Source organism: Streptomyces sp. NPDC042002, assembly GCF_055588305.1.
This window is the reverse complement of record NZ_JBVJCT010000019.1, coordinates 138,027-162,931: the sequence shown is the minus strand read 5'-3', so window position 1 is coordinate 162,931 and position 24,905 is coordinate 138,027. Positions and strand designations below refer to the sequence as shown.

General features: G+C 70.1%; 15 protein-coding genes, 1 tRNA gene and 1 pseudogene. 2 read left to right on the top strand and 15 right to left on the bottom strand.

The features are described 5' to 3' along the window. Positions 1-49: 49 nt before the first annotated feature. Positions 50-1,612, top strand: a complete 1,563-nt coding sequence (locus ACZ6KY_RS26250; protein WP_469312730.1) for an APC family permease — start codon at positions 50-52, stop codon at positions 1,610-1,612. A 127-nt stretch (positions 1,613-1,739) separates the two neighbouring features. Here the strand turns inward: ACZ6KY_RS26250 and ACZ6KY_RS26245 are convergent, their stop codons facing one another. The 5 genes from ACZ6KY_RS26245 to ACZ6KY_RS26225 form a co-directional block, all read right to left on the bottom strand. Beyond that, positions 1,740-3,353 carry an MFS transporter gene (locus ACZ6KY_RS26245; RefSeq protein WP_469312729.1) on the bottom strand — a complete coding sequence of 538 codons (1,614 nt, stop codon included), beginning with the start codon at positions 3,351-3,353 and terminating at the stop codon, positions 1,740-1,742. A 238-nt stretch (positions 3,354-3,591) separates the two neighbouring features. Then, positions 3,592-4,089 carry a MarR family winged helix-turn-helix transcriptional regulator gene (locus tag ACZ6KY_RS26240; RefSeq protein ID WP_469312728.1) on the bottom strand — a complete coding sequence of 166 codons (498 nt, stop codon included), beginning with the start codon at positions 4,087-4,089 and terminating at the stop codon, positions 3,592-3,594. A 308-nt stretch (positions 4,090-4,397) separates the two neighbouring features. Then, entirely contained in the window at positions 4,398-4,922 is a 525-nt protein-coding gene (locus tag ACZ6KY_RS26235) for a hypothetical protein (protein WP_469312727.1), read from the bottom strand. Between the two features lie 67 nt (positions 4,923-4,989). Further along, a complete protein-coding gene (locus tag ACZ6KY_RS26230; protein WP_469312726.1) occupies positions 4,990-5,160 on the bottom strand; it encodes a hypothetical protein in 171 nt (56 codons plus the stop codon). A gap of 178 nt (positions 5,161-5,338) precedes the next feature. Then, positions 5,339-7,189: a hypothetical protein gene (locus ACZ6KY_RS26225; protein ID WP_469312725.1), complete on the bottom strand. Its 1,851-nt coding sequence runs from the start codon at positions 7,187-7,189 to the stop codon at positions 5,339-5,341. A gap of 250 nt (positions 7,190-7,439) precedes the next feature. Here ACZ6KY_RS26225 and ACZ6KY_RS26220 point away from each other — a divergent pair. After that, a pseudogene (locus ACZ6KY_RS26220) lies at positions 7,440-7,784 on the top strand (tyrosine-type recombinase/integrase); the annotation flags it as partial. Positions 7,785-7,795: 11 nt separating this feature from the next. On the opposite strand, the gene ACZ6KY_RS26215 reads toward ACZ6KY_RS26220, so the two are convergent. The 10 genes from ACZ6KY_RS26215 to ACZ6KY_RS26170 all read right to left on the bottom strand — a co-directional run bounded on the left by ACZ6KY_RS26215 (position 7,796) and on the right by ACZ6KY_RS26170 (position 24,795). Continuing rightward, positions 7,796-7,869: transfer RNA gene (locus tag ACZ6KY_RS26215), tRNA-Thr, on the bottom strand. A gap of 108 nt (positions 7,870-7,977) precedes the next feature. After that, positions 7,978-9,561 carry an alpha/beta hydrolase gene (locus tag ACZ6KY_RS26210; protein WP_469312724.1) on the bottom strand — a complete coding sequence of 528 codons (1,584 nt, stop codon included), beginning with the start codon at positions 9,559-9,561 and terminating at the stop codon, positions 7,978-7,980. Between the two features lie 193 nt (positions 9,562-9,754). Next, positions 9,755-10,960 (bottom strand): DNA polymerase III subunit delta', encoded by a 1,206-nt coding sequence (locus ACZ6KY_RS26205; RefSeq protein WP_261704718.1) that lies wholly within the window; start codon positions 10,958-10,960, stop codon positions 9,755-9,757. A 208-nt stretch (positions 10,961-11,168) separates the two neighbouring features. Next, on the bottom strand, positions 11,169-14,549 hold the full coding sequence (tmk, locus tag ACZ6KY_RS26200) for a dTMP kinase (RefSeq protein ID WP_469312723.1): 3,381 nt from the start codon (positions 14,547-14,549) through the stop codon (positions 11,169-11,171). 107 nt (positions 14,550-14,656) lie between these two features. Beyond that, on the bottom strand, positions 14,657-17,467 hold the full coding sequence (gene topA / locus ACZ6KY_RS26195; protein WP_469312722.1) for a type I DNA topoisomerase: 2,811 nt from the start codon (positions 17,465-17,467) through the stop codon (positions 14,657-14,659). Positions 17,468-17,714: 247 nt separating this feature from the next. Then, positions 17,715-17,912: a hypothetical protein gene (locus ACZ6KY_RS26190; RefSeq protein WP_401328398.1), complete on the bottom strand. Its 198-nt coding sequence runs from the start codon at positions 17,910-17,912 to the stop codon at positions 17,715-17,717. Positions 17,913-19,065: 1,153 nt separating this feature from the next. After that, positions 19,066-20,595 (bottom strand): DUF7059 domain-containing protein, encoded by a 1,530-nt coding sequence (locus ACZ6KY_RS26185; protein ID WP_469312721.1) that lies wholly within the window; start codon positions 20,593-20,595, stop codon positions 19,066-19,068. A gap of 214 nt (positions 20,596-20,809) precedes the next feature. Then, entirely contained in the window at positions 20,810-21,406 is a 597-nt protein-coding gene (locus tag ACZ6KY_RS26180; protein WP_469312720.1) for a small secreted protein, read from the bottom strand. A gap of 230 nt (positions 21,407-21,636) precedes the next feature. Continuing rightward, a complete protein-coding gene (locus tag ACZ6KY_RS26175) occupies positions 21,637-24,045 on the bottom strand; it encodes a sodium-translocating pyrophosphatase (RefSeq protein ID WP_469312719.1) in 2,409 nt (802 codons plus the stop codon). A 312-nt stretch (positions 24,046-24,357) separates the two neighbouring features. Then, positions 24,358-24,795 (bottom strand): ATP-binding protein, encoded by a 438-nt coding sequence (locus ACZ6KY_RS26170; RefSeq protein WP_469312718.1) that lies wholly within the window; start codon positions 24,793-24,795, stop codon positions 24,358-24,360. Positions 24,796-24,905 lie beyond the last annotated feature (110 nt).

Genomic DNA, 24,905 nt, shown 5'->3' with positions numbered 1-24,905 from the left:
GGGCGCCCGGTCCACCGTCGGCGGGCGCCACCAGGTTCCGGAGGGCGCCATGAGCTCACCATCCGTCCCGCCACCCGCACCGCTCCCTCCGCTGGGGCCGGGGGCCACGGACAAGGGCCTCAAGGGCGGCGCCCTGGGCCTGTTCTCCAGCACGGTGATCGGACTGGCCTCCACCGCGCCCGCCTACAGCCTCGCCGCCACCCTCGGCGTCATCGTCGGAATCGTGGGCTTCCAGTCACCGATCGTGATCGTGCTGGCGTTCGTCCCGATGTTCCTGATCGCCTACGGCTACAAGGAGCTCAACCGGGCCGACCCCGACTGCGGCACCACGTTCACCTGGGCGGCCAGGGCCTTCGGCCCCCGTACCGGCTGGCTGGGCGGGTGGGGCATCGTCGCGGCCGACATCATCGTGATGGCCAACCTGGCCCAGATCGCCGGCGCGTACGGCTTCCAGCTCGTCGGCGCGGACGGGCTGGCGCAGAACACGTTCTGGGTCACCGTGGTCGGCGTCCTGTGGATCGCCGTGATGACCCTGATCTGCTACATCGGCATCGAGCTCTCGGCCAACCTGCAGAAGGCGCTGCTCTCCATCGAGATCGTGGTGCTGTGTCTGCTGGCGGTCACCGCTCTGGTCAAGGTGTACGGCGGTACGGCGCCGAACGTCTCGTCGGAGATCTCGTGGTCGTGGTTCAACCCCTTCGAGATCAACTCCTTCGACGACCTGACCAAGAGCATCCTCGCCGGTGTGTTCATCTACTGGGGCTGGGACACCGCGGTGTCCGTGAACGAGGAGACCGTCGACCGCGACCGCACCCCGGGCCGCGCCGCCGTCATCTCCACCGTCATCCTGCTGCTCGTCTACGTCATGGTCACCACGTCCGCGCAGGCGTTCGCCGGAGTGGGTCAGCACGGCATCGGCCTGGGCAACCCGGACAACTCCGGAGACGTCCTCTCCAGTCTCGGCGCCGAGGTCTTCGGTACCGGGAGCTGGGGCACGGTCGCCACCAAGCTCCTGATCGTGATGGTGCTGACCTCCGCGGCGGCCTCCACCCAGACGACCATCCTCCCGACGGCCCGCACCACCCTGTCGATGGCCGCCTTCAAGGCCATTCCGCAGCGCTTCGCCCGCATCCACCCCCGGTTCCTCACGCCGACCTGGTCCACCGTGGGCATGGGCCTGGCCTCGATCGCCTTCTACGTGATGCTGACCCGGGTGAGCGAGAACGTACTGGCCGACTCCATCGGCTCGGTCGGACTGATGATCGCCTTCTACTACGGTCTCACCGGCTTCGCCTGCGTCTGGTACTACCGCAGGGTGCTCACCCGCAGCCCGCGCGACCTCTGGACACGCGGGATCATGCCGGGCCTGGGTGGCGCCATGCTCCTCTACTTCTTCATCAACGCCTGCATCGTGTACGCCGCCGCCGACTACGGCAGCACTTCGTGGACCCTGCCGTTCCCGCCGCACTGGCAGCTCGGCGGCGTCTTCGTCACCGGCATCGGCGCACTCCTCGTCGGAGCCGTCCTGATGTTCCTGTACAGCGCGTTCCGGCCGAGCTACTTCCGCAAGGAGACGATCGCGGTCTCGTCCCACGACCCGAGCGGCCACTGACCCCCACATGGCGGAACCGCCGGCCTCCAGGAGGCGGGCGGTCGCGGGGGACGGTCCGGGAAAGCGGTGAACCGTCCCGGTGGCGCGGAGGAAGAGGCCACGGGGACGGTGTTCCGGAGGGGCGGCGTCAGGCCGGTGCGCCCACCGCGACGTCCGGCGAGCCGTCGGGCCGTACCTCGCCGTCCTCGTCGACGTCCGGCGGAATGGTCGACAGCGCGCTCGCGTGCAGGTCCTTCGTACGCAGCATGGTGAATCCGACGAGCGCGGCGATGAACCCGAGGATCGCGCTCAGGGTCATGGCGCCGTGGAAAGCGCTCATGAACGCGTCCTGCCCGGTGGCCAGCACCTTGTCGCGCAGGGGCCCCGCGGCCTTGGCGACGGCGTCGAGGGAGCCGGCGCCGATGCCGTGCGCGGCCTGCTCGGCGGCGTCGTTCCCCATCTGCTTGCCGACGGCGGAGGAGGTGAAGTCCAGGGACACTCTGTGCTGGAAGTACGCGCCGACGCCCGCGATACCGACCGCGATACCGACCTGCTGGAAGGTCTCGTTGATGCCGGAGGCGACACCGGCCTTGGCGGGTTCCGTGACGCCGATGGCCAGCGCGGCCCTGGCCGGGTTGAAGGCGCCCATGCCGAAGCCCGCGATGACCAGCGCCGGGACGAGCACGGTCCAGGACGAGTCGGCCTTGGTCAGGTTCAGGAACAGGATGCCGACGCCCATGACCAGGGTCGAACCGCCCAGCAGCACCCGGAAGGGGACCTTGCCGATGAGGCCGCCGCCGAGGGCGCCGGCCACGAACATCGCGCCCGTCAGCGGCAGGAACCGCAGACCCGTGCCCCAGGCGTCCACGTGCAGCGTGTTCTCCAGGTAGCTGGTCTCGAAGAACACCGACGGCAGGGCTCCGGCGTTGCCGATCATGGCGACGAGGGAGACGCCCACGAAGGTGGGGCTCCGGAAGAACGCGGGGTCGATCAGCGCCCGCTCGCCCAGCCGCCGCTCGATGACCACGAAGAGAGCCAGGAAGAGCACGCTGCCGGCGTACAGGCCGAGCGTGGTGCCGCTGGTCCAGCCCTCGACGGGCCCGCGGATGGTGGCGAAGACCAGTGCTCCGAGCGCGACGCCGAAGGTGGCGAGACCGGCCCAGTCGGTGGGGTGGGCCCGCCTGTTGAGCGACTCGCGGACGCGCAGCGCGCCGACGAGGAGGGCGATCACACCGACCGGCACGTTGACGTAGAAGATCCAGCGCCAGGACAGCGCGTTGATCAGCGAGCCGCCGATGAGCGGGCCGGTGGCGACGGCGAGACCGACGGCGGCACCGAACGCGGTGAAGGCGGTCGCCCGCTCCTTGCCGTGGAACTCGTGGCTGAGCATGGCCGGGCCTACCGCGAACATGATGGCGGCGCCGACGCCCTGGATGGCACGGAACCAGCTCAGTTGCCCGGCTCCGTCGGCCAGACCACAGGCCAGGGAGGCGGCGGTGAAGACGGCGAAGCCGACCTGGAAGACCCTCTTGCGGCCGATCCGGTCGGCGAGCGAGCCCGCGGCCACCAGGAAGATCGCCAGCGTGAGGGCGTAGGCGTCGAACACCCACTGCAGGTCGGCGAAGCTGCTTCCCAGGGAGCGGTGGATCTGCGGGAGCGCGATCGACACCACGCTCAGATCGAGCATCAGCATGAACGAGCCCAACGCGACGATCCCGAGTGTCCACCACCTCGCGGGCGATAACGCGCGTTCTACGGACATGCGAGAACCTTTCAATCAACGGGACTCTAGATGATGGAAATCTAGATGATTGGAAAGTCATGCGTCAACGGTCGTGACGGTCAGTAGCAACCAACGGGTTGATCCACCGTTGGCCAACCATCAGCTGTGAGCCGATCACCTGGAGTGACGGTCGCGGGCACAGCGAAAGCCCGCGGCGCCGTTCATGGCGGTGCCGCGGGCTTCTTCGAGGATGTGCGCGTCAGTCGGAACGCGTGCGTCAGTCGGAGCAGACGGACGCGGGCCAGCGGCCCGCCATCAGCACGCCGAGCATCTTGCGCAGCGCCTCGCGCTCATCCTCCGCGAGTACGCCGAAGAAGGCCGACTCGACCTCCGTGGCCACCCGGTCGGCCGTCGCGAGCGCCTCGCGTCCGGACTCGGTGAGGATCAGGTTGTAGCGCCGCCGGTCGGCCGGGTTGCGCCGGCGCTCGACATGCTGGTTGCGCTCCATCTCGTCGATCACGGTGACGACCGTGGTGGGATCGAGGTTGAGCAGCCGGCTCAGGTCCTGCTGGGAGAGTTCGGGGCCGTCGGCGAGTGCGGCCAGCACGAAGAAGTCGCGGATGCGCATACCGACCGCACTCAGCGCCTTCTCCACATCCTCCACCAGCACCAGCCCCGCCTTGTGCAGCAGATAGCCGGGACGCTCGGCGATGAGGAAGTCCTTCCGGGGGTTCACCCCGTACCGCTCGGCGCTGCCGCTGCCGCTGCGCACCATGAGCCGACTCCTTCGATCGTGGCAAGTCTCCACCATCGAAGATACAACGATCCCCCGACGAGGAACCCACCCACAGGGGGAATCCCCCGGCCCCGGCGCCGTCCCCAACAGGTTCCAGGCCGAAGGGAATTCACCCGTCTCGAATCGGCACAGTGGTCAATCCCTGGATTGGGGGCACTGTCGGGGGTGAGCTCCACGGGGACGTTGGCTGCATGACGATCCATCACCCCCGCACCAACAGCTCACGGAACTCCCTGCCCCTCGCGGTCGCCCCACCCCGGATGGGGGCGGCGACGACCGCAGCTGATTCAGGGCGACTCAGTGGTCTCAGCCGTCGCTCCGGTGGAAGGTGACGCTGCGGGGGGCTCCTCATGCCGCTTGACCCACGCCTCCCAAAGGCCCGGCGGAACCTTCGTCGTCAAGCCTCCGCCCGTGGTGAACGCGAGTCCCTGGCTGTACCCACCACCGCCACAGCCGTCGGACTGACGGGCGAGCTTCACGTCGGCGGTCGCGTCGATGACGGGGCCGGTGGCGCCCTTGCGGGTGACCCGGAAACGGACCGGGGCGGTGTCCGGATCCACGTCGTCCGGCAGCGGGAGGTGCACCTTCGTGATGTCCTCCTGCGGCAGCTTCCCCTTCACGCACTCGCCTCGCCTGCACAGCTCGTAGGAGGCGCCGGCGAGGTTGCCGTATCCCCCGTGCGGGAACATCAAGCCGACACCGGACACGACGCCCACCCCAGCGCAGGGCACAGGGCGGGTGCACGCGGACACAGCCGCGAACAGGCCGAGCACGACGAGCACCACACGCAGCCGTACGGCCGGTCTCACCATCTGTCGACCCTCCCAAGAGCGCCTGCTCGGCACTGAGTACAGCTACGGGAAGCATCCTGCTGCACCGTCAGACACCGCCGCCCGTGAGCGGTCGTAGGGTGGTGCGGAACCGTCCCGGTCGGTCCCGGCGGATCAGTTCCGGGTCGATACGGCGGCCCACCAGTGGCAGTGAGCCCACCACGGCCATCGCCACCACGCCTGCCGTGGCGAGCGCGGAAGAGGCCCAGCACCAGATCACCGGCCGCTCCTCACGTATCGCTCACGCGAGTCCGTCCAGGGCGCCTCAACCGGTTCACCAGGATGCGAGCCGGAGGGAGGCGGAGCCCCTGGCAGCGCGTAGCCGCGCCGCCGCGAAAGTGAAGGGCGCCCCGGATGTCCCCGGGGCGCCCTTCGTGGTGGCCGTCAGAAAAGGCTGCTCAGCGCACGTCCACGTAGTCGTGGTAGCTCTCGGCGTCCACGTAGGAGCCGGACGCGAGGTAGACCCCGACCCAGGTGCCGTCCTGCTTCGCGGTGAAGCGGGCGGTGAAGTGGCCGTGCGAGTCGGCCTTGACGGAGCCCAATTCCGTCCAGGACTTCTTGCCCTTGGCCTGGAAGAGGATGTAGACGCGCTGTTTGCCGAACGCCACCCACTTCGTGCCGCTCAGCCGCTGCAAGGTGCCGGTGGTCGTCACGGTGTGGCCCTTGCGCACCGGCTCGGGGCCGGCGTTGAAGCCGGTGATCCGGGTGGCGGTGCGGTTGAAGTGTACGGAGTTGGAGTAGCCGGACTGGTAGTCCGACGACCCCGTGGAGTACAGCCGCCAGTAGCCCTTCGGCACCGACACGTGCCCGTCGAGGTCGAAGGTGCCGTCGGACTTCGTGGTGAACCAGCCGAGCGACTTCCAGCTGGTCTTGCCGTCGGCCGATTGCTGGAGGTACAGCTTCCGGTTCGGCGGCACCTTGCCGTTGCTGGCGCTCATGCTTCCCTGGATGTGCAGGTTGGAGTACTCGTCAATCCAGCTCGAACAGAAGCAGATGTTCGTCTTGTTGATGACGTCGACCTTGAACTGCGCGTGCGAGGCGGTCAGATACGGGTCGGCCAGGTAGCTGTCGCGACTGGTCTCGACCGTGTATGTGCCGTCGTCGTACGGCATGTACGGGTCGGTGAGCGTGAAGCGCCCGCCGACACCGCTGGTCGCCGTGGCGTAGTAGCCCATGTCGAGCGCGACACCCTTGGCCGGGCGCCAGGTGCCGTCGTACAGATACTCCACGACACCGGACGAGGACGCCTTGGCGCCGAACTTGATCTGCACGCTGGAATGGTCCAGCCGGATCCGGCTCGGGCTGACCACGACCGGCAGGGTCTTCGCATCGACGAGCACATAGGTGTTCGTGCCGTCGGGGTTGGCGATCCAGAAAGAGAGGGAGACCGGCACGGACGTGGCGTTGTCGCCGTTCAACTTCGGTGCCACGTCGATCGCGTAGCTGCCGTCGGCGGCGGTGACGGCGCTGTAGGCGTTCTCGGCCACCACGCTCAGCGTCTTGCCGGCCAGCGGCGAGGTGTCGCCGGTGATCGGGTCGAAGAGCGAGATGCGGCCGCCGAGTGTGACGTGCTTGTGCTCCACGTCCAGTACTGCGGGGCTGATGCTGCGATCGGCGAAGACCGGCTTCGGCTCGACGTCCACAGTGGTGGCGTGCGCCGACGAGGTGCTGTCGGCGTCACTGTCCTGGGCGCTGACCGTCACGTCGTAGCTGCCGTACGACGGCAGTTGCGACATGCGAGGCGAGCGCCAGACGCCGTCCTGGGGCGTACCGGAGACGAGCGTGAAGCCGGTGACCGCAACGGTCACCGGGTTCGCGCCGCGCAGCTCGGTCAGGTCGGCGGACACCTCGGTGATCGCCGAATCGGAGGAGACGGCGACCGTCAGGAAGCCGGCGTCTGAAGGGTCGGAGCCGACGTTGCCGAACACCGGGGCGCCGGTGCCGTCGGCAGACGCGCTGCCGCTCGGGTCGGGCGCCGGGTCGCCGGAGGGCTGGGTGGACGGGGTCGGACCGGCGGGAGTCGCGGTGTCCGACGGTTCACCGATGGATGGGCTGGACGGAATCGGGGTGTCCGAAGGAGTGGCGGACGGGGCGCTGCTGGGCGTGTCCGCCGACGTCGGACCAGCCGTCGGATTCGTGGCCGCGGTGGCCGCCGGGTCCTGCCCGGGCGTGCCGCCGTCGGCCGCGTACGCCAGCGCCGGCGCGGCGAGGAGCGCGGCGCCGAGGGCGGCGGACACTGCCGCCGACACCAAAGAGCGTGTTCTCACTGCTGGATTGCCCCCACGGGAATGGCGCGGCCACGCTGCCCCGAATATCCGGAGGCCGGCCGCGCTCTTTTGTACGGTTGCCGTGAACATGACGCAACGCATCGGACTCTACCGGTCCCCCCGACAGGGGAGCGAGCGGGTTTACGGAACTGGTCTAAGACCTCAACCACCCCTGCCTACAAGGCTGTTGTCGGCAATCGCCGGGTCAGTGATCTCCGCGTCCGGTTGGGGGGAGCTACTGGCGGAAGCGGACATCGGAGACCGATGCCTCTACGACGGAAGCCGCCACACGGCGGGCACGATCCTGAACGAGCCGGGGGTGGACATGCCGACCATCATGAAGATCCTTCGGCACACCCAGATCAGCCGGACCCGCGCTACGTCAAGGGGCGCTCGCGCCTCTCGAAGGACGCCATACGCCGCATGGGGAGATGCCTTCCTCCCCGCCCCGAAACCGGCGCCTGAGCCCGCGGCTGAGACCAGAACTGAGACTGGCGACCGCCGCGCGGCCCGCGCACGCGCCCGTCGCCGCATCCGGAAAAAGCAAAAGCCCCAGGTCACGGCGAGTGAGTCCTGAGGCTTCCACAGAGCCGCCTTCGGGATTCGAACCCGAGACCTACGCATTACGAGTGCGTTGCTCTGGCCATCTGAGCTAAGGCGGCGCGCTGCTCACACCTATGGTGCGATCAGCAACGTCGGTAAGTCTACACAGTTTCCGGGGGTGCTCCGCACACGCCTCGGGGCATGCGCTCCAGGGGTGGGCGGAAGGGCTATGAGCAGCGCTTTCCCTTCTCGGGAGGGGTGCCCTGGAGGAGGTAGCGGTTGATCGTGGAGTCGATGCAGGTGCTGCCTCGGCCGTAGGCGGTGTGGCCGTCACCGACGTACGTGAGGAGGGTCCCGGAGGAGAGCTGGGAGGCGAGGGACTGGGCCCAGGGGTACGGGGTCGCCGGGTCGCGTGTGGTGCCGACGACGAGGATCGGGGCCGCGCCCTTCGCCTCGATGCGGTGGGGTTCGCCGGTGTTCTTCACGGGCCAGTAAGCGCAGTTCAGGGAGGCCCAGGCCAGGCCCTCGCCGAAGACGGGGGACGCCTTCTCGAAGGCGGGGAGTGCCTGCTCCACCTGGTCCGGGCCGGAGAAGGCGGCCGGCAGGTCGAGGCAGTTCACGGCGGCGTTGGCGGACATCAGATTCGCGTACTGACCGTCGGCGCCCCGCTCGTAGTAGCTGTCGGAGAGGGCCAGCAGGCCCGCGCCGTCGTTCTTCTTCATCGCGGAGGTGAGCGCGTCGCGCAGCTGCGGCCAGGCCGTCTCGTCGTACATCGCCGCGATCACCCCGATCGTCGCGAGCGCCTCTCCGACCTTGCGCCCGTCCGGGTCGCCCGCCGGGATGGGCTCCTTGTCCAGTTGCTGGAAGAACGCCTTCAGGTTCCGGCCCACCTGATCCGGGCTCGTCCCGGCGTCGCCGAGCGGGCAGTCGCTGTGCCGCACACAGTCCTTCGCGAAGGACTGGAACGCCGTCTCGAACCCCGCCGTCTGCTCCTCGTTCAGCTTGCGCGAGGTGAGGGACGGGTCCAGCGCGCCGTCCAGAACGAGCCGCCCCACCCGGTCCGGGTAGAGGCCCGCGTACGTCGCCCCGAGGAACGTCCCGTACGACGCCCCCACATAGGACAGCTTCTGGTCGCCAAGCACGGCCCGCAGGATGTCCATGTCACGGGCCGCCTCGACCGTGGAGACGTGCCGGAGCAGCTCGGGCGAGTGCGCGCCGCAGCCCTCGGCGAACTTCTTGTACGCCTCGACGAGCCGATCCGTCTCCCGACCGTCGTCCGGCGTGGTGTCCGTCTGCGTGAACGCGTCCATCGCGCGGCCGTTGAGGCACTCGACCGGTTCGCTGCGGGCCACTCCCCGCGGGTCGACCGCGACCATGTCGTAGCGGGCGCGGACCTGCGCCGGATAGCCGATTCCTGCGTACGACTGGAGATAGTCGACCGCCGAACCGCCCGGGCCGCCCGGGTTGACCAGCAGCGAACCGAGGCGCTTGCCCGGTCCCGTGGCCTTCTTGCGGGAGACCGCCAGCCTGACGTCGCCCGAGCCCGGCTTCGCGTAGTCGAGCGGCGCCTTCATCGTGGCGCACTCGAACCCGGGGACACCGCAGCTGCGCCAGTTCAGCTTCTGCTGGTAGTACGGCGACAGCGCCGCCGGTGTGGCGCTCGGCAGCGCGGTGAGCGCCGCCTCGGTCGTCGCGGCCGCCTTCGTGGAACTCCCGGAGGAGCAGGCGGAGATGAGCAGCGCCGCGGCGGCCAGCAGCACGCCGCTCGCACGGAGGGGTCGGGTCGGCCGAGAGGTGCGCCTCATGTGCATCTCGCGAGCGTAACCTTGCGCGATCAATCGATCACCTCCAGTCGCAGAAGCGGCTCGTACGAGTGACTCGGTCAACGCGTCGCCGGACGCGTCGCCCCCTGACCGGGCCACCGCCAGCTCGGCCGCACACCCTCGCCGGGCCGCTCACCGCGGCACCCCGAAAGCAAGCGGGACGCGGGCGGGCGCAAGGGGGTCAGCCCGCTCGGAGCGCCATCGTCATCGCCTCCACGGCGAGCAGCGGGGCGACGTTGCGGTCGAGTGCCTCCCGGCAGGCGGCGATCGCGTCGATGCGGCGCAAGGTCGACTCCGGCGAACTGCCACGGGCCAGCCGCTCCAGCGTGTCCCCCGCCTCCACGTTGGCGATGGCCAGGCGGGAGCCGAGCTGAAGGGCGAGCACGTCGCGGTAGAAGCCGGTGAGGTCGATCAGGGCCAGATCCAGGCTGTCGCGCTGCGTACGCGTTCTTCGGCGCTTCTGCCGGTCCTCCAGCTCCTTCATGACGCCCGCCGTGCCACGCGGCATCCGGCCGCCCTGAACCGCGCCGAGCGCCGTCTTCAGGTCCTCGGTCTCCTTGACGTCGACTTCCTCGGCGAGCTGTTTCGCGTCCTCCGAAGCCGTGTCGATCAGCTCCTGGGCCGCCTTGAGACAGCCGCCGATGTCGTCGATCCGCAGCGGGAGCTTGAGGACGGCGGCGCGGCGCTGCCGGGCGCTCGGGTCCGTGGCGAGGCGGCGGGCCCGCCCGATGTGGCCCTGCGTCGCGCGCGCGGCGGCCGCCGCGACGTCGGGCTCGATGCCGTCACGGCGTACGAGGATGTCGGCGACCGCTTCCACCGGCGGGGTGCGCAGCGTGAGCAGCCGGCAGCGGGAGCGGATGGTGGGCAGCACGTCCTCGATGGACGGCGCGCAGAGCAGCCAGACCGTGCGGGGAGCGGGCTCCTCGACGGCCTTCAGCAGGACGTTGCCCGCGCCCTCCGTGAGACGGTCCGCGTCCTCCAGGACGATGACCTGCCAGCGGCCGACGGCGGGGGAAAGCTGGGCGCGACGGACCAGGTCGCGGGTCTCCTTGACGCCGATGGAGAGCAGGTCGGTGCGGACGATCTGCACATCGGCATGCGTCCCGACCAGGCTCGTATGACAGCCGTCGCAGAACCCGCAGCCGGGGATTCCGCCGAGAGCACGGTCGGGGCTCACACACTGCAACGCGGCCGCGAACGCGCGCGCCGCCGTGGACCGGCCCGAGCCGGGCGGGCCCGTGAACAGCCAGGCGTGCGTCATCTTGGACGCCTCGGGGAGCGGGGCCTTCGCTGCGACCGCGGTGACAAGGGCGTCGGCGTCCCGGGCAGCGGCGGCGAGCTGCTCGCTCACCTTCTCCTGGCCCACCAGGTCGTCCCACACAGGCATGGGCTCCGCCCTTCCGTCGCATTTTGTCTCGCGTCGTCCATTGTGCGGGTCGCCACTGACAATCGGGCCCACCCGCCCGTTCACCGGACGCGGGCGCCGCCGGCCGCGAGTCGCCGGACACGGCTGCCGGCTGCTCGACACAGGCCGCCGGCGGAGCAAGGTTCTGCCCCGCCGCGCCCAGCTCGCCCGTCTAGCCCGTCGGCGAGGACTAGCGTCGCCGCCCGCCGCGGCCCTGTCCGTGTCCCTCGTCCCAGTCGTCCTCGTCCTCGCGCGGGCCCAGCAGTTCGTCCGCCAGGGTCGGAAGGTCGTCGAGCGGGGTCTCCTCGGCCCAGTCGGGGCGGGGCCTGCGGCGCGGGGCACCCGTCTCGTCCACCTGCGGCAGTTCCCGCGTGCGGTCGACGGGGCCCTCGGGCCCGGCCGCCGACCGCTCGCGCTCGTCGCGGAAGAAGCCCCGGGGCATCCGGTCCGCGGGATCTCCGGACGACGCGTCGGCCCTGGCCCCCGCACCCCCGTCCCGTACCGGAGGAAGGACAGCCGTCTCGTCGGCCGCACCCGGACCCGGGGAGACGGACGGCAGCACCGCCGTCTCGTCCGCAGCCCCGCCCGGAACCGGCGGCTTCGGCAGCGTGGCCGTGTCCTCGGCGTCCGAGCGGGACGCCGGGCGCGTACCCGCGCGGCCCTCACCCGGTCGTACGGGCGGAAGCACGGCGGTCTCGTCGGCCACCGGGTTGGTGACGACCGGCGTGGGGAGAGTCGTCTCGTTGTCCGGTACGGAAGCCGCCGCGGCCCATGAAGGCACAGAGGCGGACGTAGAAGCGGAAGCGGACGGAGCAGGTGACGGCGACGGAGACGGAGATGCCGAGGCCGTCGAGGACTCACCGGCATCGCGTCCCGACCCGGCGCCGGTCCCCGAACCGGTCGGGGCTCCGGCCCTCGGACCGGCCCCGGTACCCGTCCCGGCGCTCGACACCGCGGCCTCGGCCGAAGCCGCCGCGGCCGCCGAAGCGGCGGCCGCCTCCGCGGCGATCCGCCGGGCCTCCTCGGCGCGCAGCAGCGCTTCCTCGGCCTTGCGCTGCTTCTCCAGACGGCGTGCCTCGGCCTCGGCGCGCAGCCGCGCCTCCTCCTCGGCCTGCCTGCGCACGCGCTCCTGCTCCACGGCGCGGGCCTCTTCCTCGGCGAGAAGCCGGACCCGCTCCTCCTCGGCGCGGCGGCGGGCCTCCTCGGCGCGCTGCCGGGCCTCCTCCGCCTGGCGCTCCGCCTCGCGCCGCTGGGCCTCTTCCAGCTCGCGCTGCTTGCGCTCCTCCTCCTCGGCGCGCAGTTTCGCGAGCTGCGCCTGGCGCTCGCGCTCCAGACGCTCCTCCTCCGCCTTGCGGGCGGCCTCTTCCTCGGCCTTGCGCCGGGCTTCCTCCTCGGCCGCCCTGCGCGCCTCCTCCTGGGCCTTCACCTCGGCCTCGGAGAGCGGCAGCATCACGTCGAGCCGGTGCCGTACGACCGTGGTGACGGCCTCGGGCTCCTGCGCGGCGTCGACGACCAGGTAGCGGCTCGGGTCGGCGGCGGCGAGCGTCAGGAAACCGGACCGCACGCGCGTGTGGAACTCGACCGGCTCCGACTCCAGCCGGTCGGGCGCCTCGGTGAAGCGCTCGCGGGCGGCTTCCGGCGACACGTCCAGCAGGACCGTCAGATGCGGTACGAGCCCGTCCGTCGCCCACCGGTTGATCCGGGCGATCTCCGTCGGGGACAGGTCACGGCCCGCGCCCTGGTAGGCCACGGAGGAGTCGATGTAGCGGTCGGAGATGACGACGGCGCCGCGCTCCAGAGCGGGACGCACCACCGTGTCGACGTGCTCCGCGCGGTCGGCGGCGTACAGCAGGGCCTCCGCGCGGTGCGAGAGTCCCGCGGACGACACGTCGAGCAGGATCGAGCGCAGCCGCTTGCCGACCGGCGTGGCGCCCGGCTCACGGGTCACCACGACCTCGTGGCCCTTGCCCCGGATCCAGTCGGCGAGGGCCTGCGCCTGAGTGGACTTGCCTGCCCCGTCGCCGCCCTCCAGAGCGATGAAGAAGCCGCTCGTCGCGGGCACCTGCTCCGGGTCGTCACCGCCGCGCAGCGCGTCCAGCAGGTCCTTGCGCAGCGGCACCCCGGAACGGTCGTCGGCCTTGGCGAGCACCACGGCGGCGACAGGCAGCAGAAGCGCGCCGACCAGCATCAGGGTGAAGGCGGCGCCGCCGTGCGCGAACACGAACTTGCCGCTTTCCAGGCGGTGCGGGCCGATCGCGGCGGCCACCAGCGGCGCCACGATCGCGCCGACCGCCACGAAGACCCGTACGACCGCGTGGAGGTGTTCCGTCGTGCGGGCTCGGCGGTAGTCCTCGGCCTCCTGGTCGAGGAGCGCGTGCCCGGTGTTGGCGGCGACACCCGCGCCGACACCGGCGAAGGCCACGATCAGCAGTACGGCGGTGACGTCCGGGACGAGGCCGGCGACCAGCAGCGCGACCCCGGTGAAGGCGATCGCGAGCGCGAGCAGCCTGCGCCGCGACAGCGACGGGAGCAGTGCGGGGGCCGTGCGGATGCCGACGACGACGCCGCCGGTCAGGGCCAGCACCAGCAGGCCGTACAGCACGGGTCCGCCACCCAGGTCGATGGCGTCCAGCACGGAGACGGCGACGGCCGCCGAGATCGCCCCGGCGACGGCCGCGCAGGCCGGCACCAGGAGTGGAATCGCGCCGGTGCGGCCCTTGTCGATGCCGGTGCCCGTCTTCGGGCGGCGCAGTCCTTCGAGCGGCGACCGCGCGCGCGGGGTGCGGGCGTCGGGCAGTTCGAGGAAGGTGATCACCGACAGGGAGGCCGCGAACAGTCCGGCCGCGACGTACGAGGCGAGCGCCGCCTGGTGCTGGTCGAACCAGTCGATCCCGGCGCCCAGCAGGTTGCTGACGAGGGAGACGACGACCAGGGTGACGGCCGCGATCGGCACCGCGACGAACGCCGTACGCAGGGACAGCCTCCGCAGCGCGTCCATGTGGTCCGGCAGCGGGCGCACCGTGGCGCCCTCCGGCGGGGGCGCGGGCAGCAGCGCGGGCGCCGCGCTCTCCCGGCACACGGTCCAGAACCGCTCGGCGACTCCGGACACGAAGACGATGACCAGCAGGACGGCGAGCGCGTTGTCCGGGGTCCAGTCGATGAACAGCGGCGCGACGATGAGGAGCGCGGCCCGCAGGCCGTCGGCTCCGAGCATGGTCCAGCGCCGGTCGAGGATCCCGTCGGGGGAGGTCAGCGAGCTCAGGGGCCCGAGGAGCACGGCTCCGAAGAGCAGCGTCGCGAGGACGCGCGCTCCGAAGACGGCCGCCACGGCGAGGGCGGCCCCGCGGGCGCCACCGCCGAAGGAACCCTCGGAGATCGCCGCCTGGAGGGTGAGGACGACCAGGACGAGAAGGGCCAGCGCGTCGGCGACACCTCCCACGAGGTGGGCGCTCCACAATCGCTTCAACTGCGGTTGACGCAGCAGGGCGCGGACGGCACGCTCACGTGAATCCGCGACCAAGGCGTCGTCGGGGGCCCAGTTCTGGACCGTTGGCTGCTCGGCTCGCGTCATCCTGCCAGCCTATCCGGACCCACTGACTCCCCGAAGGGGTGCCCGAACATACGGACGCCCCCACACCAAATGGTGTAGGGACGTCCACTTCTCCGACATGGGAGGACTCAGCCTTCGGAGGCCGCCGTCTTCTTCGCGGCGGTCTTCTTGGCGGGCGCCTTCTTGGCAGCCGTCTTCGAAGCCGTCGTCTTGGCGGCCGCCTTCTTGGCCGGTGCCTTCTTGGCGGGCGCCTTCTTGGCAGCCGCCTTCTTCGCGGTCTTCTTGGCCGGACCCTTGGCACGCTTCTCGGCGAGCAGCTCGTAGCCGCGCTCCGGCGTGATCTCCTCGACGCTGTCGTCCGAACGCAGCGTCGCGTTGGTCTCGCCATCGGTCACGTAAGCCCCGAAACGGCCGTCCTTGACCACGACCGGCTTCCCGCTGACCGGGTCCTCGCCGAGCTCCTTCAGCGGCGGCTTGGCAGCCGCACGGCCCCGCTGCTTGGGCTGGGAGTAGATCTCCAGAGCCTCTTCCAGCGTGATGGTGAAGAGCTGGTCCTCGGCGGTGAGCGAGCGCGAGTCCGTGCCCTTCTTCAGATACGGCCCGTAGCGCCCGTTCTGCGCGGTGATCTCGACGCCCTCGGCGTCCTTGCCGACGACGCGCGGCAGGGACATCAGCTTGAGGGCGTCGTCCAGGGTCACCGTGTCGACCGCCATCGACTTGAACAGCGAGGCGGTACGCGGCTTGACGGCGTTCTTGCCCGTCTTGGGGGTGCCCTCGGGGAGCACCTCGGTGACGTACGGGCCGTACCGGCCGTCCCTGGCGATGATCTGGTGGCCCGTGTGCGGGTCGGCGCCGAGCTCGAAGTCACCGCTCGGCTTGGCGAGCAGTTCCTCGGCGAGTTCGACCGTCAGCTCGTCCGGCGCCAGGTCCTCTTGCACGTCGGCGCGCTGGTGGTTCTCGGAGTCCTTCTCGCCGCGCTCGACGTACGGGCCGTAGCGGCCGACGCGCAGCACGATGTCGTTGCCGACCGGGAAGGAGGACACCTCGCGGGCGTCGATGGCGCCCAGGTCGGTGACGAGCTCCTTGAGGCCGCCCAGGTGGTCGCCGTCGCCGTTGCCCGCGTCGGCGGCACCGGCCGCGTCGCCCTCGCCGAAGTAGAAACGCCGCAGCCACGGCACGGCCTGCGCCTCACCGCGGGCGATGCGGTCGAGGTCGTCCTCCATCCTGGCGGTGAAGTCGTAGTCGACGAGCCGCCCGAAGTGCTTCTCCAGGAGGTTGACCACGGCGAACGACAAGAAGGAGGGCACCAGGGCCGTCCCCTTCTTGAAGACGTAACCGCGGTCGAGGATCGTGCCGATGATCGACGCGTACGTCGACGGGCGGCCGATCTCGCGCTCTTCGAGCTCCTTGACCAGGGACGCCTCGGTGTAGCGGGCCGGCGCCTTGGTGGCGTGGCCGTCGACCGTGATCTCCTCGGCGGACAGCGGGTCACCCTCGCCGACCTGCGGGAGGCGTCGCTCGCGGTCGTCGAGCTCGGCGTTCGGGTCGTCCGCGCCCTCGACGTACGCCTTCAGGAAGCCGTGGAAGGTGATCGTCTTGCCGGACGCGCTGAACTCGGCGTCACGGCCGTCGGCGGCCCGGCCCGCGATCTTCACGGTGACGGAGTTGCCGACAGCGTCCTTCATCTGGGAGGCGACGGTCCGCTTCCAGATCAGCTCGTACAGCCTGAACTGGTCGCCGGTCAGTCCTGTCTCCGCGGGGGTGCGGAAACGATCGCCCGAGGGGCGGATCGCCTCGTGCGCCTCCTGCGCGTTCTTGACCTTCCCGGCGTACGTACGCGGCTGCGCCGGCAGGTAGTCGGCGCCGTACAGCTGCGTGACCTGGGCGCGGGCGGCCGTGATCGCCGTCTCGGACAGGGTCGTGGAGTCCGTACGCATGTAGGTGATGAAGCCGTTCTCGTACAGCTTCTGGGCCACCTGCATGGTCGCCTTCGCTCCGAAGCCGAGCTTGCGCGAGGCCTCCTGCTGGAGCGTCGTCGTGCGGAACGGCGCGTACGGCGAGCGGCGGTAGGGCTTGGACTCGACCGAGCGGACCGCGAAGCTCGTGTCCTGGAGGGCGGCGGCGAGCGCACGGGCGTTCGTCTCGTCCAGGTGGAGCGTGTTCGCGCCCTTGATCTGGCCCAGCGAGTCGAAGTCACGGCCCTGCGCGACGCGCTTGCCGTCGACCGCGGTGAGGCGGGCGACCAGGTTGGACGGGTCGCTCGCGTCGCCGGTGCGGCCGGTGCCGAAGGTGCCGGTCAGGTCCCAGTACTCGGCGGAACGGAAGGCGATGCGCTCGCGCTCCCGCTCGACGACGAGCCGGGTCGCCACGGACTGGACGCGGCCCGCCGACAGACGCGGCATGACCTTCTTCCAGAGGACCGGCGAGACCTCGTAGCCGTAGAGACGGTCGAGGATGCGGCGGGTCTCCTGGGCGTCGACCATGCGCTTGTTCAGTTCGCGCGGGTTGGCGACGGCGCTGCGGATCGCGTCCTTGGTGATCTCGTGGAAGACCATGCGGTGGACGGGAACCTTGGGCTTGAGGACCTCGAGGAGGTGCCACGCGATGGCCTCGCCCTCGCGGTCCTCATCGGTGGCGAGGAAGAGCTCGTCGGAATCCTTCAGGAGATCCTTGAGCTTCTTTACCTGGGCCTTCTTGTCGGCGTTGACCACATAGATCGGCTGGAAGTCGTTGTCGACGTCCACGCCGAGGCGGCGGACCTCACCGGTGTACTTCTCCGGCACCTCCGCGGCACCGTTCGGAAGGTCACGGATGTGCCCGACGCTCGCTTCGACGACATAGCCGGGGCCGAGATAGCCCTTGATCGTCTTCGCCTTGGCAGGCGACTCGACGATGACGAGTCGGCGGCCGCCGTGTGCGGTGTCGCTGGTCGGGGACAACTTCGCTCTTCTCTCCGGTCGACGCGGAATCTCCTCGGGGCTTGATTCCCGAGGGGTCGGGTCATGCTGACGCTGCGGAGTGTGACGGTACATCCCGCCCCCGTGTCAAACGGGAAAAGCCCGCAACGGCCACTCGAACGGTAACCCGACTACCGCCATTCCTGCCGCCCGGAGTGTCGACCAGCTCTTTCGGGCCCATCCGGAGGGTAACTTCCCGGTTACCGAAGTGGCTGTCTCACGCGCGGTCTCACACGCGCGTGAAGCACCACATTCCGAGCGCCAGCGCTCCACTTCCGGCGACGCTCGCGAGGGTCGCCGATGCGACGCGGTTCACACCGTGGGCGACCGGCTCGCCCTGCCGCACCCGCACCACTGTCCAGGCCAGGATTCCTCCTCCGAACAGGGCGAACACCACCCCCGCGAAGATCGCCGGTCCGCTTTCCATGGCTCTGTCCTCCCGCCCCGAGTTCTCAGGCTCGGGAGGCTGACACGCCCCGGCAGCGGCCGTACGAACCCACGGTGAACGCCGGGCAACCAGCACCCCATGGGGCGCCCACACCACACCTGCCACCCTCATCCACCCCGCAGTCCGCCCCTCATCGGCGTGGCCCGCGGCGCGCCCGACTGTGGCGAATCCGTCGCTCCCGTCCCCTCGTGGCCCGGCCGGCCGGCTGAACGCCTTCACCTCCCGCTCCCGGTCGTCCGGTCCACCTCGAACCTGCCGACACGACGATTTCCTCGCAGCCGATCATCTACTTCTCGCCTCTTTCCGCAGTCCACTTCCCGCGGCTCAAGTCGGTCTTCATAACCATGTCCATATCCGTCTGCCGTGCTGCGGCGGCAATGCCGAAGGGGCCTGGATGGGGAGGTTCACCGCGGTGAACCTCCCCGGCCGGGTGTGATGGCGGAAGGTGCTGAGGATCCAGAGCGCGACGAAGGCGGTGGTTACGGATGCGGATGCGGCTGCGGCTGCGGCTGCGGCTGCGGAGGAGGCTCTGGCTATTGCGGGGCCGTGTCAGGGGCTACGGCGGTGGCGGTGGCGGTGAGCCGGGGTCGCCAGGCTCCGACGGACGCGCGGCGCCACAGTCGCCGGGCCGAGGGGTCTGCGCGGCCGGGATGGCCGGGATCGCCGGAAGCGTTCTCCGCCCATCGGATGTTGGCCGGATTCCCCTCCCGGTGGACGTGCCGATCCGGTGCCCGGCGGGGCGCGGTCGCGGGGCGAGCCGATCTCCGCGGAGTGAGCGAGCGCCGGAGCCTCGCTCGGCGGACGCCCGCACCCCGGACTCCGGATCGGCACGGCGACATCCGCCCGCGCCGCGTCGGACCACTCCTGGCGGGCGATGTCTTCCGGAGGAGCCACCCGGCGGAAACGGCGCGCAGGACCGCAGGACCGGACCGCTGGGCCCGACCGCGGGCCCGCAGGACCGAACCGCAGGACCGCCGGACCGGACCGCAGGACCGCCGGACCGGACCGCAGGACCGGAAGGTCAGTCACGCCGTAGGTGCCGCAGGCCTGAGGAGCCGCCGACCTCGCCCCGCCCCTACCCCAGCGCAAGCTCAGCCCCGCCTCACTCCACTCCGCCCCCGGCATCACCCGGCTACTCGACCGGCTCCAGGAATCCCTGCTCGACCAGCAGGCGGATCTGTGCGGGCGTCCGGTCGCGCAGCAAGACCGGGTCCTCGCCGACCAGTTGGGCGATGGCGTCGAGAATCCGTCCCGCGCTCAACGTGCCGTCGCACACGCCGGCGAAGCCCGCGCCGACCGTGTCCACCTTGGTGGCCCGGCGCATTCCGCGGTGCTGACGCAGCACCACATGCTCCGGGTCCTCGGCGCCGGGCAGTCCGACCTGCTCCTGCACGACCTCCGCCACAAGTCTGAAGTGACCGGCGAGCAGGCCCGCGTCGTCGTGCCGCCGCAGATAGTCGACGCGGTCGAAGTGCTCGCGCACGGCCTCGCCGAGCGGCTGCTCGACGGAGTGAGGCCACTCCTCGACCGTGATCGAGGGTTCGGTCGCCGCCGTCCTGCGCAGCGTGATCCATCCGAAGCCGACGGCCTTCACCTTGCGCGCCTCGAACTCGTCGAGCCAAGCGTCGTACCGCGCCTGGTAGTCCGCCGGATCGCCGCGGTGGTCACCCGCGTCGCGCAGCCACAACTCCGCGTACTGCGTGACGTCCTGCACCTCGCGCTGCAGGATCCACGCGTCGCAGCCGCGCGGCACCCAGGAACGCAGCCGGTCCTGCCAGTCCTCGCCTTCCACGTGCTGCCAGTTGGCCAGGAACTGGGCGTACCCCCCTTCGTTCAGCCGGTCCCCCGACTCCTGAACGAGGGTGCGGCACAGATCGTCCCCGCCCATTCCGCCGTCGCGGTACGTCAGCCGGGCGCCCGGCGAGATCACGAAGGGCGGGTTCGAGACGATCAGGTCGTACGTTTCGTCGGCGCGGACCGGCTCGAAGAGGGAGCCTTGGCGCAGGTCGGCGGCCGGGGCGCCGGAGAGCGCGAGAGTGAGCGCGGTGACGTGCAGCGCGCGGGGGTTCAGGTCGGTCGCCGTCACGCGCGTGGCGTGCTGCGCGACGTGCAGGGCCTGGATTCCGGATCCCGTACCGAGGTCGAGCGCGGAGTCGACGGGCGTACGCACGGTGATGCCGGCGAGCGTCGTGGAGGCGCCTCCCACACCGAGGACGACACCTTCCTCCCGGCTGCCGATGCCGCCCGCGCCGCCGACGGCGCATCCGAGGTCGGACACGATGAACCAGTCCTCACCGCCGGGCCCGCCGTAGGGCCGGATGTCGACGCTCGCCGCGACCTCGTCCCCGCCCGTCCGGGTCAGCCAGCCGCTTTCCAGGGCGTCCTCGACGGGCAACACGTCCGCCACGCGCGCGTGGGGCACGGGCTGCTGCAGCAGGAACAGCCGTACGAGCGTCTCCAGCGGTGTGTCCCCACGGGTCGCCCGGAGGGCGGGCACGGTCTCACTGCGCGCCAGAGCCGCGTACGCGGGGGCGCCGAGCAGGTCGAGGAGTCCGTCCGCGGTGAAGGAGGCGTCGAGCAGGGCGCTCCGCAGCCGGGCGGCGATGTCGGCGCGATCGGACGAGGGCAACGGTGACAGGCTGGTGTGACTCACGCCTCCCATTGTGTCCGCTATCGCCCACCGGCACCCACACCTGTGGACAACGCACCACCTGTGGACAGCGCATCAGCCACGGGCGCCGCGTGTTGGACGGGGCATGCCGAGAGCCCGGCACGCACGCGCGCCGGGCTCTCATTCGGTCGTACGGGCGAACACCACCCTGAGGACTCCTCGTGAAGACTCGGCTCCGGGCCGCCACCGAGAGGTCCCCGGCGACTCAGCCCGCGGCCGCCTTCGGGGATCCGGACGCCGACTTGCAGCTCTCCTGCTGCGCCATCGCCTTGCCCACGTCGCCCTCCTCCAACTGCTTCAGGGCGTCGTTCCCGCTCTGGCTCAGTTTGGCGAGCTGGGTCGCGATGCCCTTCAGGCCGTCGGCGAACTTGGCCTGGTCCTTGGTGTCGAGTTTGTCGACCTGCTTCTTCAGGGCGGCGTACGACGCGGAGATGCCGTTGAGTTCGTTGACCGCGTTGGTCTGCTTCGTCTGGCCACCGTCGACGTTCGGCGGTCCCGCGTTGTCGACGGCGGTGCCGATCGCCTTGTAGGCGTCGGACATGTCCTGGAAGGCCTGTGCGTCCGTGCTCTGAACGGCATCCGGCGTGCTGTTGTCCGAGGTCTGCTTCTGGATCGCGGCGTTCGCGTCCTCGATCTTCTGCGCCTGCGGCTTCACCGCGTCACAGACCTGCTTGGCCCAGGAGTTCAGCTTGTCGTTGCCGCTGTTGCCGCTGCTGCCGCATCCCGACAGCGCGAGCACCAGTACCGCACCGCCGGACAGTGCGGCCGCGAGCTTCTTGTTCACCGGTTTGGTCCCTTCCATGGCTCTCGGCCCCGGAACTTACACGCCATGTGGGCGGCACCCCCAAGGCGGATGTCCGCTAAGACACTTATTGAAGCCATTTGCACCAAGCGAGAGAAGGCTCACGACGACGGTGTGAACACACACAGGGCGGGCGCACGGCGCGTCAACACGCGCCATCCACCCGCCCGTTGGCCCACTCCCTGACCAGGCACGGAAGTCCGTGCCGCGTCAGGCGCAGAACCTGTGAGCTATGAAACCACCGCCGGATCGGCCGACTTGGCGACCCCTTCCTCGTTGTCTTCCTCGTCACCCATGACGATCCCGCGCCGCTTGGAGATGTACACGGCACTCACGATCACGACGAGCGCGAAGATGGCGATGAACACCCGTACGCCGACACTCTTGTCGTCGCCGTACGAGAATTTGACGATCGCCGGAGCGATCAGCAGTGACACCAGGTTCATGACCTTCAACAGCGGGTTGATCGCGGGGCCCGCCGTGTCCTTGAAGGGGTCACCGACCGTGTCGCCGATCACCGTCGCGGCGTGGGCCTCACTGCCCTTGCCGCCGTGGTGGCCGTCCTCGACCAGCTTCTTGGCGTTGTCCCACGCGCCGCCGGAGTTGGCGAGGAAGACCGCCATCAGCGTGCCGGTGCCGATCGCGCCGGCGAGGAACGAACCGAGCGCGCCGACGCCGAGGGTGAACCCGATCGCGATCGGCGTGAGCACCGCGAGCAGCCCTGGTGTGGCGAGTTCGCGCAGCGCGTCCTTGGTGCAGATGTCGACGACGCGCCCGTACTCGGGCTTCTCGGAGTAGTCCATGATCCCGGGGTGCTCGCGGAACTGCCGCCGTACCTCGTAGACCACCGCCCCGGCGGACCGCGACACCGCGTTGATCGCCAGCCCCGAGAAGAGGAAGACGACCGCGGCGCCCGCGATGAGACCCACCAGGTTGTTGGGCTGCGAGATGTCCATCATCAGGTTCAGCGGCGCGCCGGGGCCCGAGACCTTCTCGCCCACGTCGCTCGCGGCCGTGGTGATCGCGTCACGGTACGAGCCGAAGAGGGCCGAGGCCGCGAGGACGGCGGTGGCGATGGCGATGCCCTTGGTGATGGCCTTGGTGGTGTTGCCGACGGCGTCCAGGTCGGTGAGCACCTGCGCGCCCGCGCCCTCGACGTCACCGGACATCTCGGCGATGCCCTGCGCGTTGTCGGAGACGGGACCGAAGGTGTCCATCGCGACGATGACACCGACCGTGGTGAGCAGGCCCGTTCCGGCGAGCGCCACCGCGAACAGCGCCAGCATGATCGACGTACCGCCCAACAGGAACGCCCCGTACACACCGAGGCCGATCAACAGGGCGGTGTAGACGGCCGATTCGAGACCGATGGAGATACCGGCGAGGACGACGGTGGCCGCGCCGGTCAGTGAACTCTTGCCGATGTCCCGGACGGGACGACGGGTGGTCTCGGTGAAGTAGCCGGTCAACTGCTGGATGAGCGCGGCCAGCACGATGCCGATCGCGACGGCGACGACCGCGAGGACCCGCGGATCACCGCCCTTGGCCTTGATCGCCGCGTCCGTGACACCGTCCAGTTCGGCGTAGGTCCCCGGAAGGTAGGCGTAGACGGCCAGGGCGACCAGCACGAGCGAGATCACCGCGGAGATGAAGAACCCGCGGTTGATCGCGGACATGCCGCTGCGGTCGGAGCGCCGGGGCGCCACCGCGAAGATGCCGATCATCGCGGTGAGTACGCCGATCGCGGGCACGATCAGCGGGAACGCGAGCCCGGCGTCGCCGAACGCCACCTTGCCGAGGATCAGCGCGGCGACGAGCGTGACGGCGTACGACTCGAAGAGGTCGGCGGCCATGCCTGCGCAGTCGCCGACGTTGTCGCCCACGTTGTCGGCGATGGTCGCGGCATTGCGCGGATCGTCCTCCGGAATGCCCTGCTCGACCTTGCCGACCAGGTCGGCGCCGACGTCGGCGGCCTTGGTGAAGATGCCGCCGCCGACTCGCATGAACATGGCGATCAGTGCCGCGCCGAGACCGAAGCCCTCCAGGACCTTCGGCGCGTCGGCCGCGTACACGAGCACCACACAGGAGGCGCCCAGCAGACCGAGCCCCACCGTGAACATGCCGACGACGCCACCGGTGCGGAAAGCGATCTTCATGGCTTTGTGCGAGACGGCGGTGAGATCCTTTTCGGGCTCACCCTCCGCCGGGGTCGCTTCCCGTGCGGCGGCGGCCACGCGGACATTGCTCCGTACGGCGAGCCACATACCGATATAGCCGGTGGTCGCCGAGAACACCGCGCCGATCAAGAAGAAGATCGACCGTCCGGCGCGCTGATTCCAGTCGTCCGCGGGCAGCAGCATGAGCAGGAAGAACACCACGGCGGCGAATACGCCGAGCGTGCGCATCTGGCGTCCCAGGTAGGCATTCGCGCCCTCCTGGATCGCCTTCGCGATCTCCTTCATGCTGTCGGTGCCCTCGCCGGCCGCGAGAACCTGGCGCACCAGGATCCCGGCGACCGCGAGCGCCGCCACGGCGACGACCGCGATGACCATCACGATGAGACGGTTGCCGTCCGTCAGGACCGCGGCTGCGAAGGTTGTGGGGTGGTCAAACTGCTGAGGGGTAGAAAGCCCCGCCATTCGTCCTCCTTGACGCTTGGGCTGAGCTCAAGATGTGGACGGATTCTAGGTACCGGAACCTGATCAAAACAGTGCGCGGTAAGCGGAATTAGCCGCCACTTGCTCTTCAGTGAATGATCGACAGGCGCCCACGGACCCAAATGCAGTAATGCCCCAGAAGCGTTGACGCTTGATCCAATTATCGCGCGATTGATCGTGAATCAATTCACGAAACGCCGTGCACGATCACCATATGGACGAGCGCGAGATCCCGGACATGCCGAAGGGCCCCACCGAGTAGGGCCCTTCGGGGCAGAAAAAGAGGGGCGGTTGTCAGGAAAGAGCCACGGCCGGCGGCGTAGTGGGCCAGCTCATCCTGATCAGTCCGCCGTGCTCTCCGGCGATGACTTCCACGTCGTCGACGAGGCCGCTGATGACCGCGAGGCCCATCTCGTCCTCCTCGGTCTCCGCGTCCGAGCCACCTGAGGCGGCGCCGGACGCCGCCCCTCCGGGCACCGAACCCGGTGCCTCGTCACCGACCTCGATGGAGAACTGCTTCTCCTCCTCGATCAGCGTCACCTGCACCGGCGCCGAGATGCCGCCGCTCTGGTGCAGTCCCACGGCACGAGTACAGGCCTCGCCGACGGCGAGTCTGACCTCGTCGAGGACGGCCTCGTCCACTCCGGCCCTGCGCGCCACCGCTGCCGCCACCAGTCGGGCGGTCCTGACGTGCTCGGGCAGCGCGCTGAAGCGGAGTTCAACGGTGGCCATGCATCCCCCTCTGAACTACGGGCGTGCTGTACTACGGGCGTGCTACCAGGGGACCGGGCCGTGGGCCCGGACCCCCACTTCTGCGAAGCCCGGGCCCACGACCCGGGAGA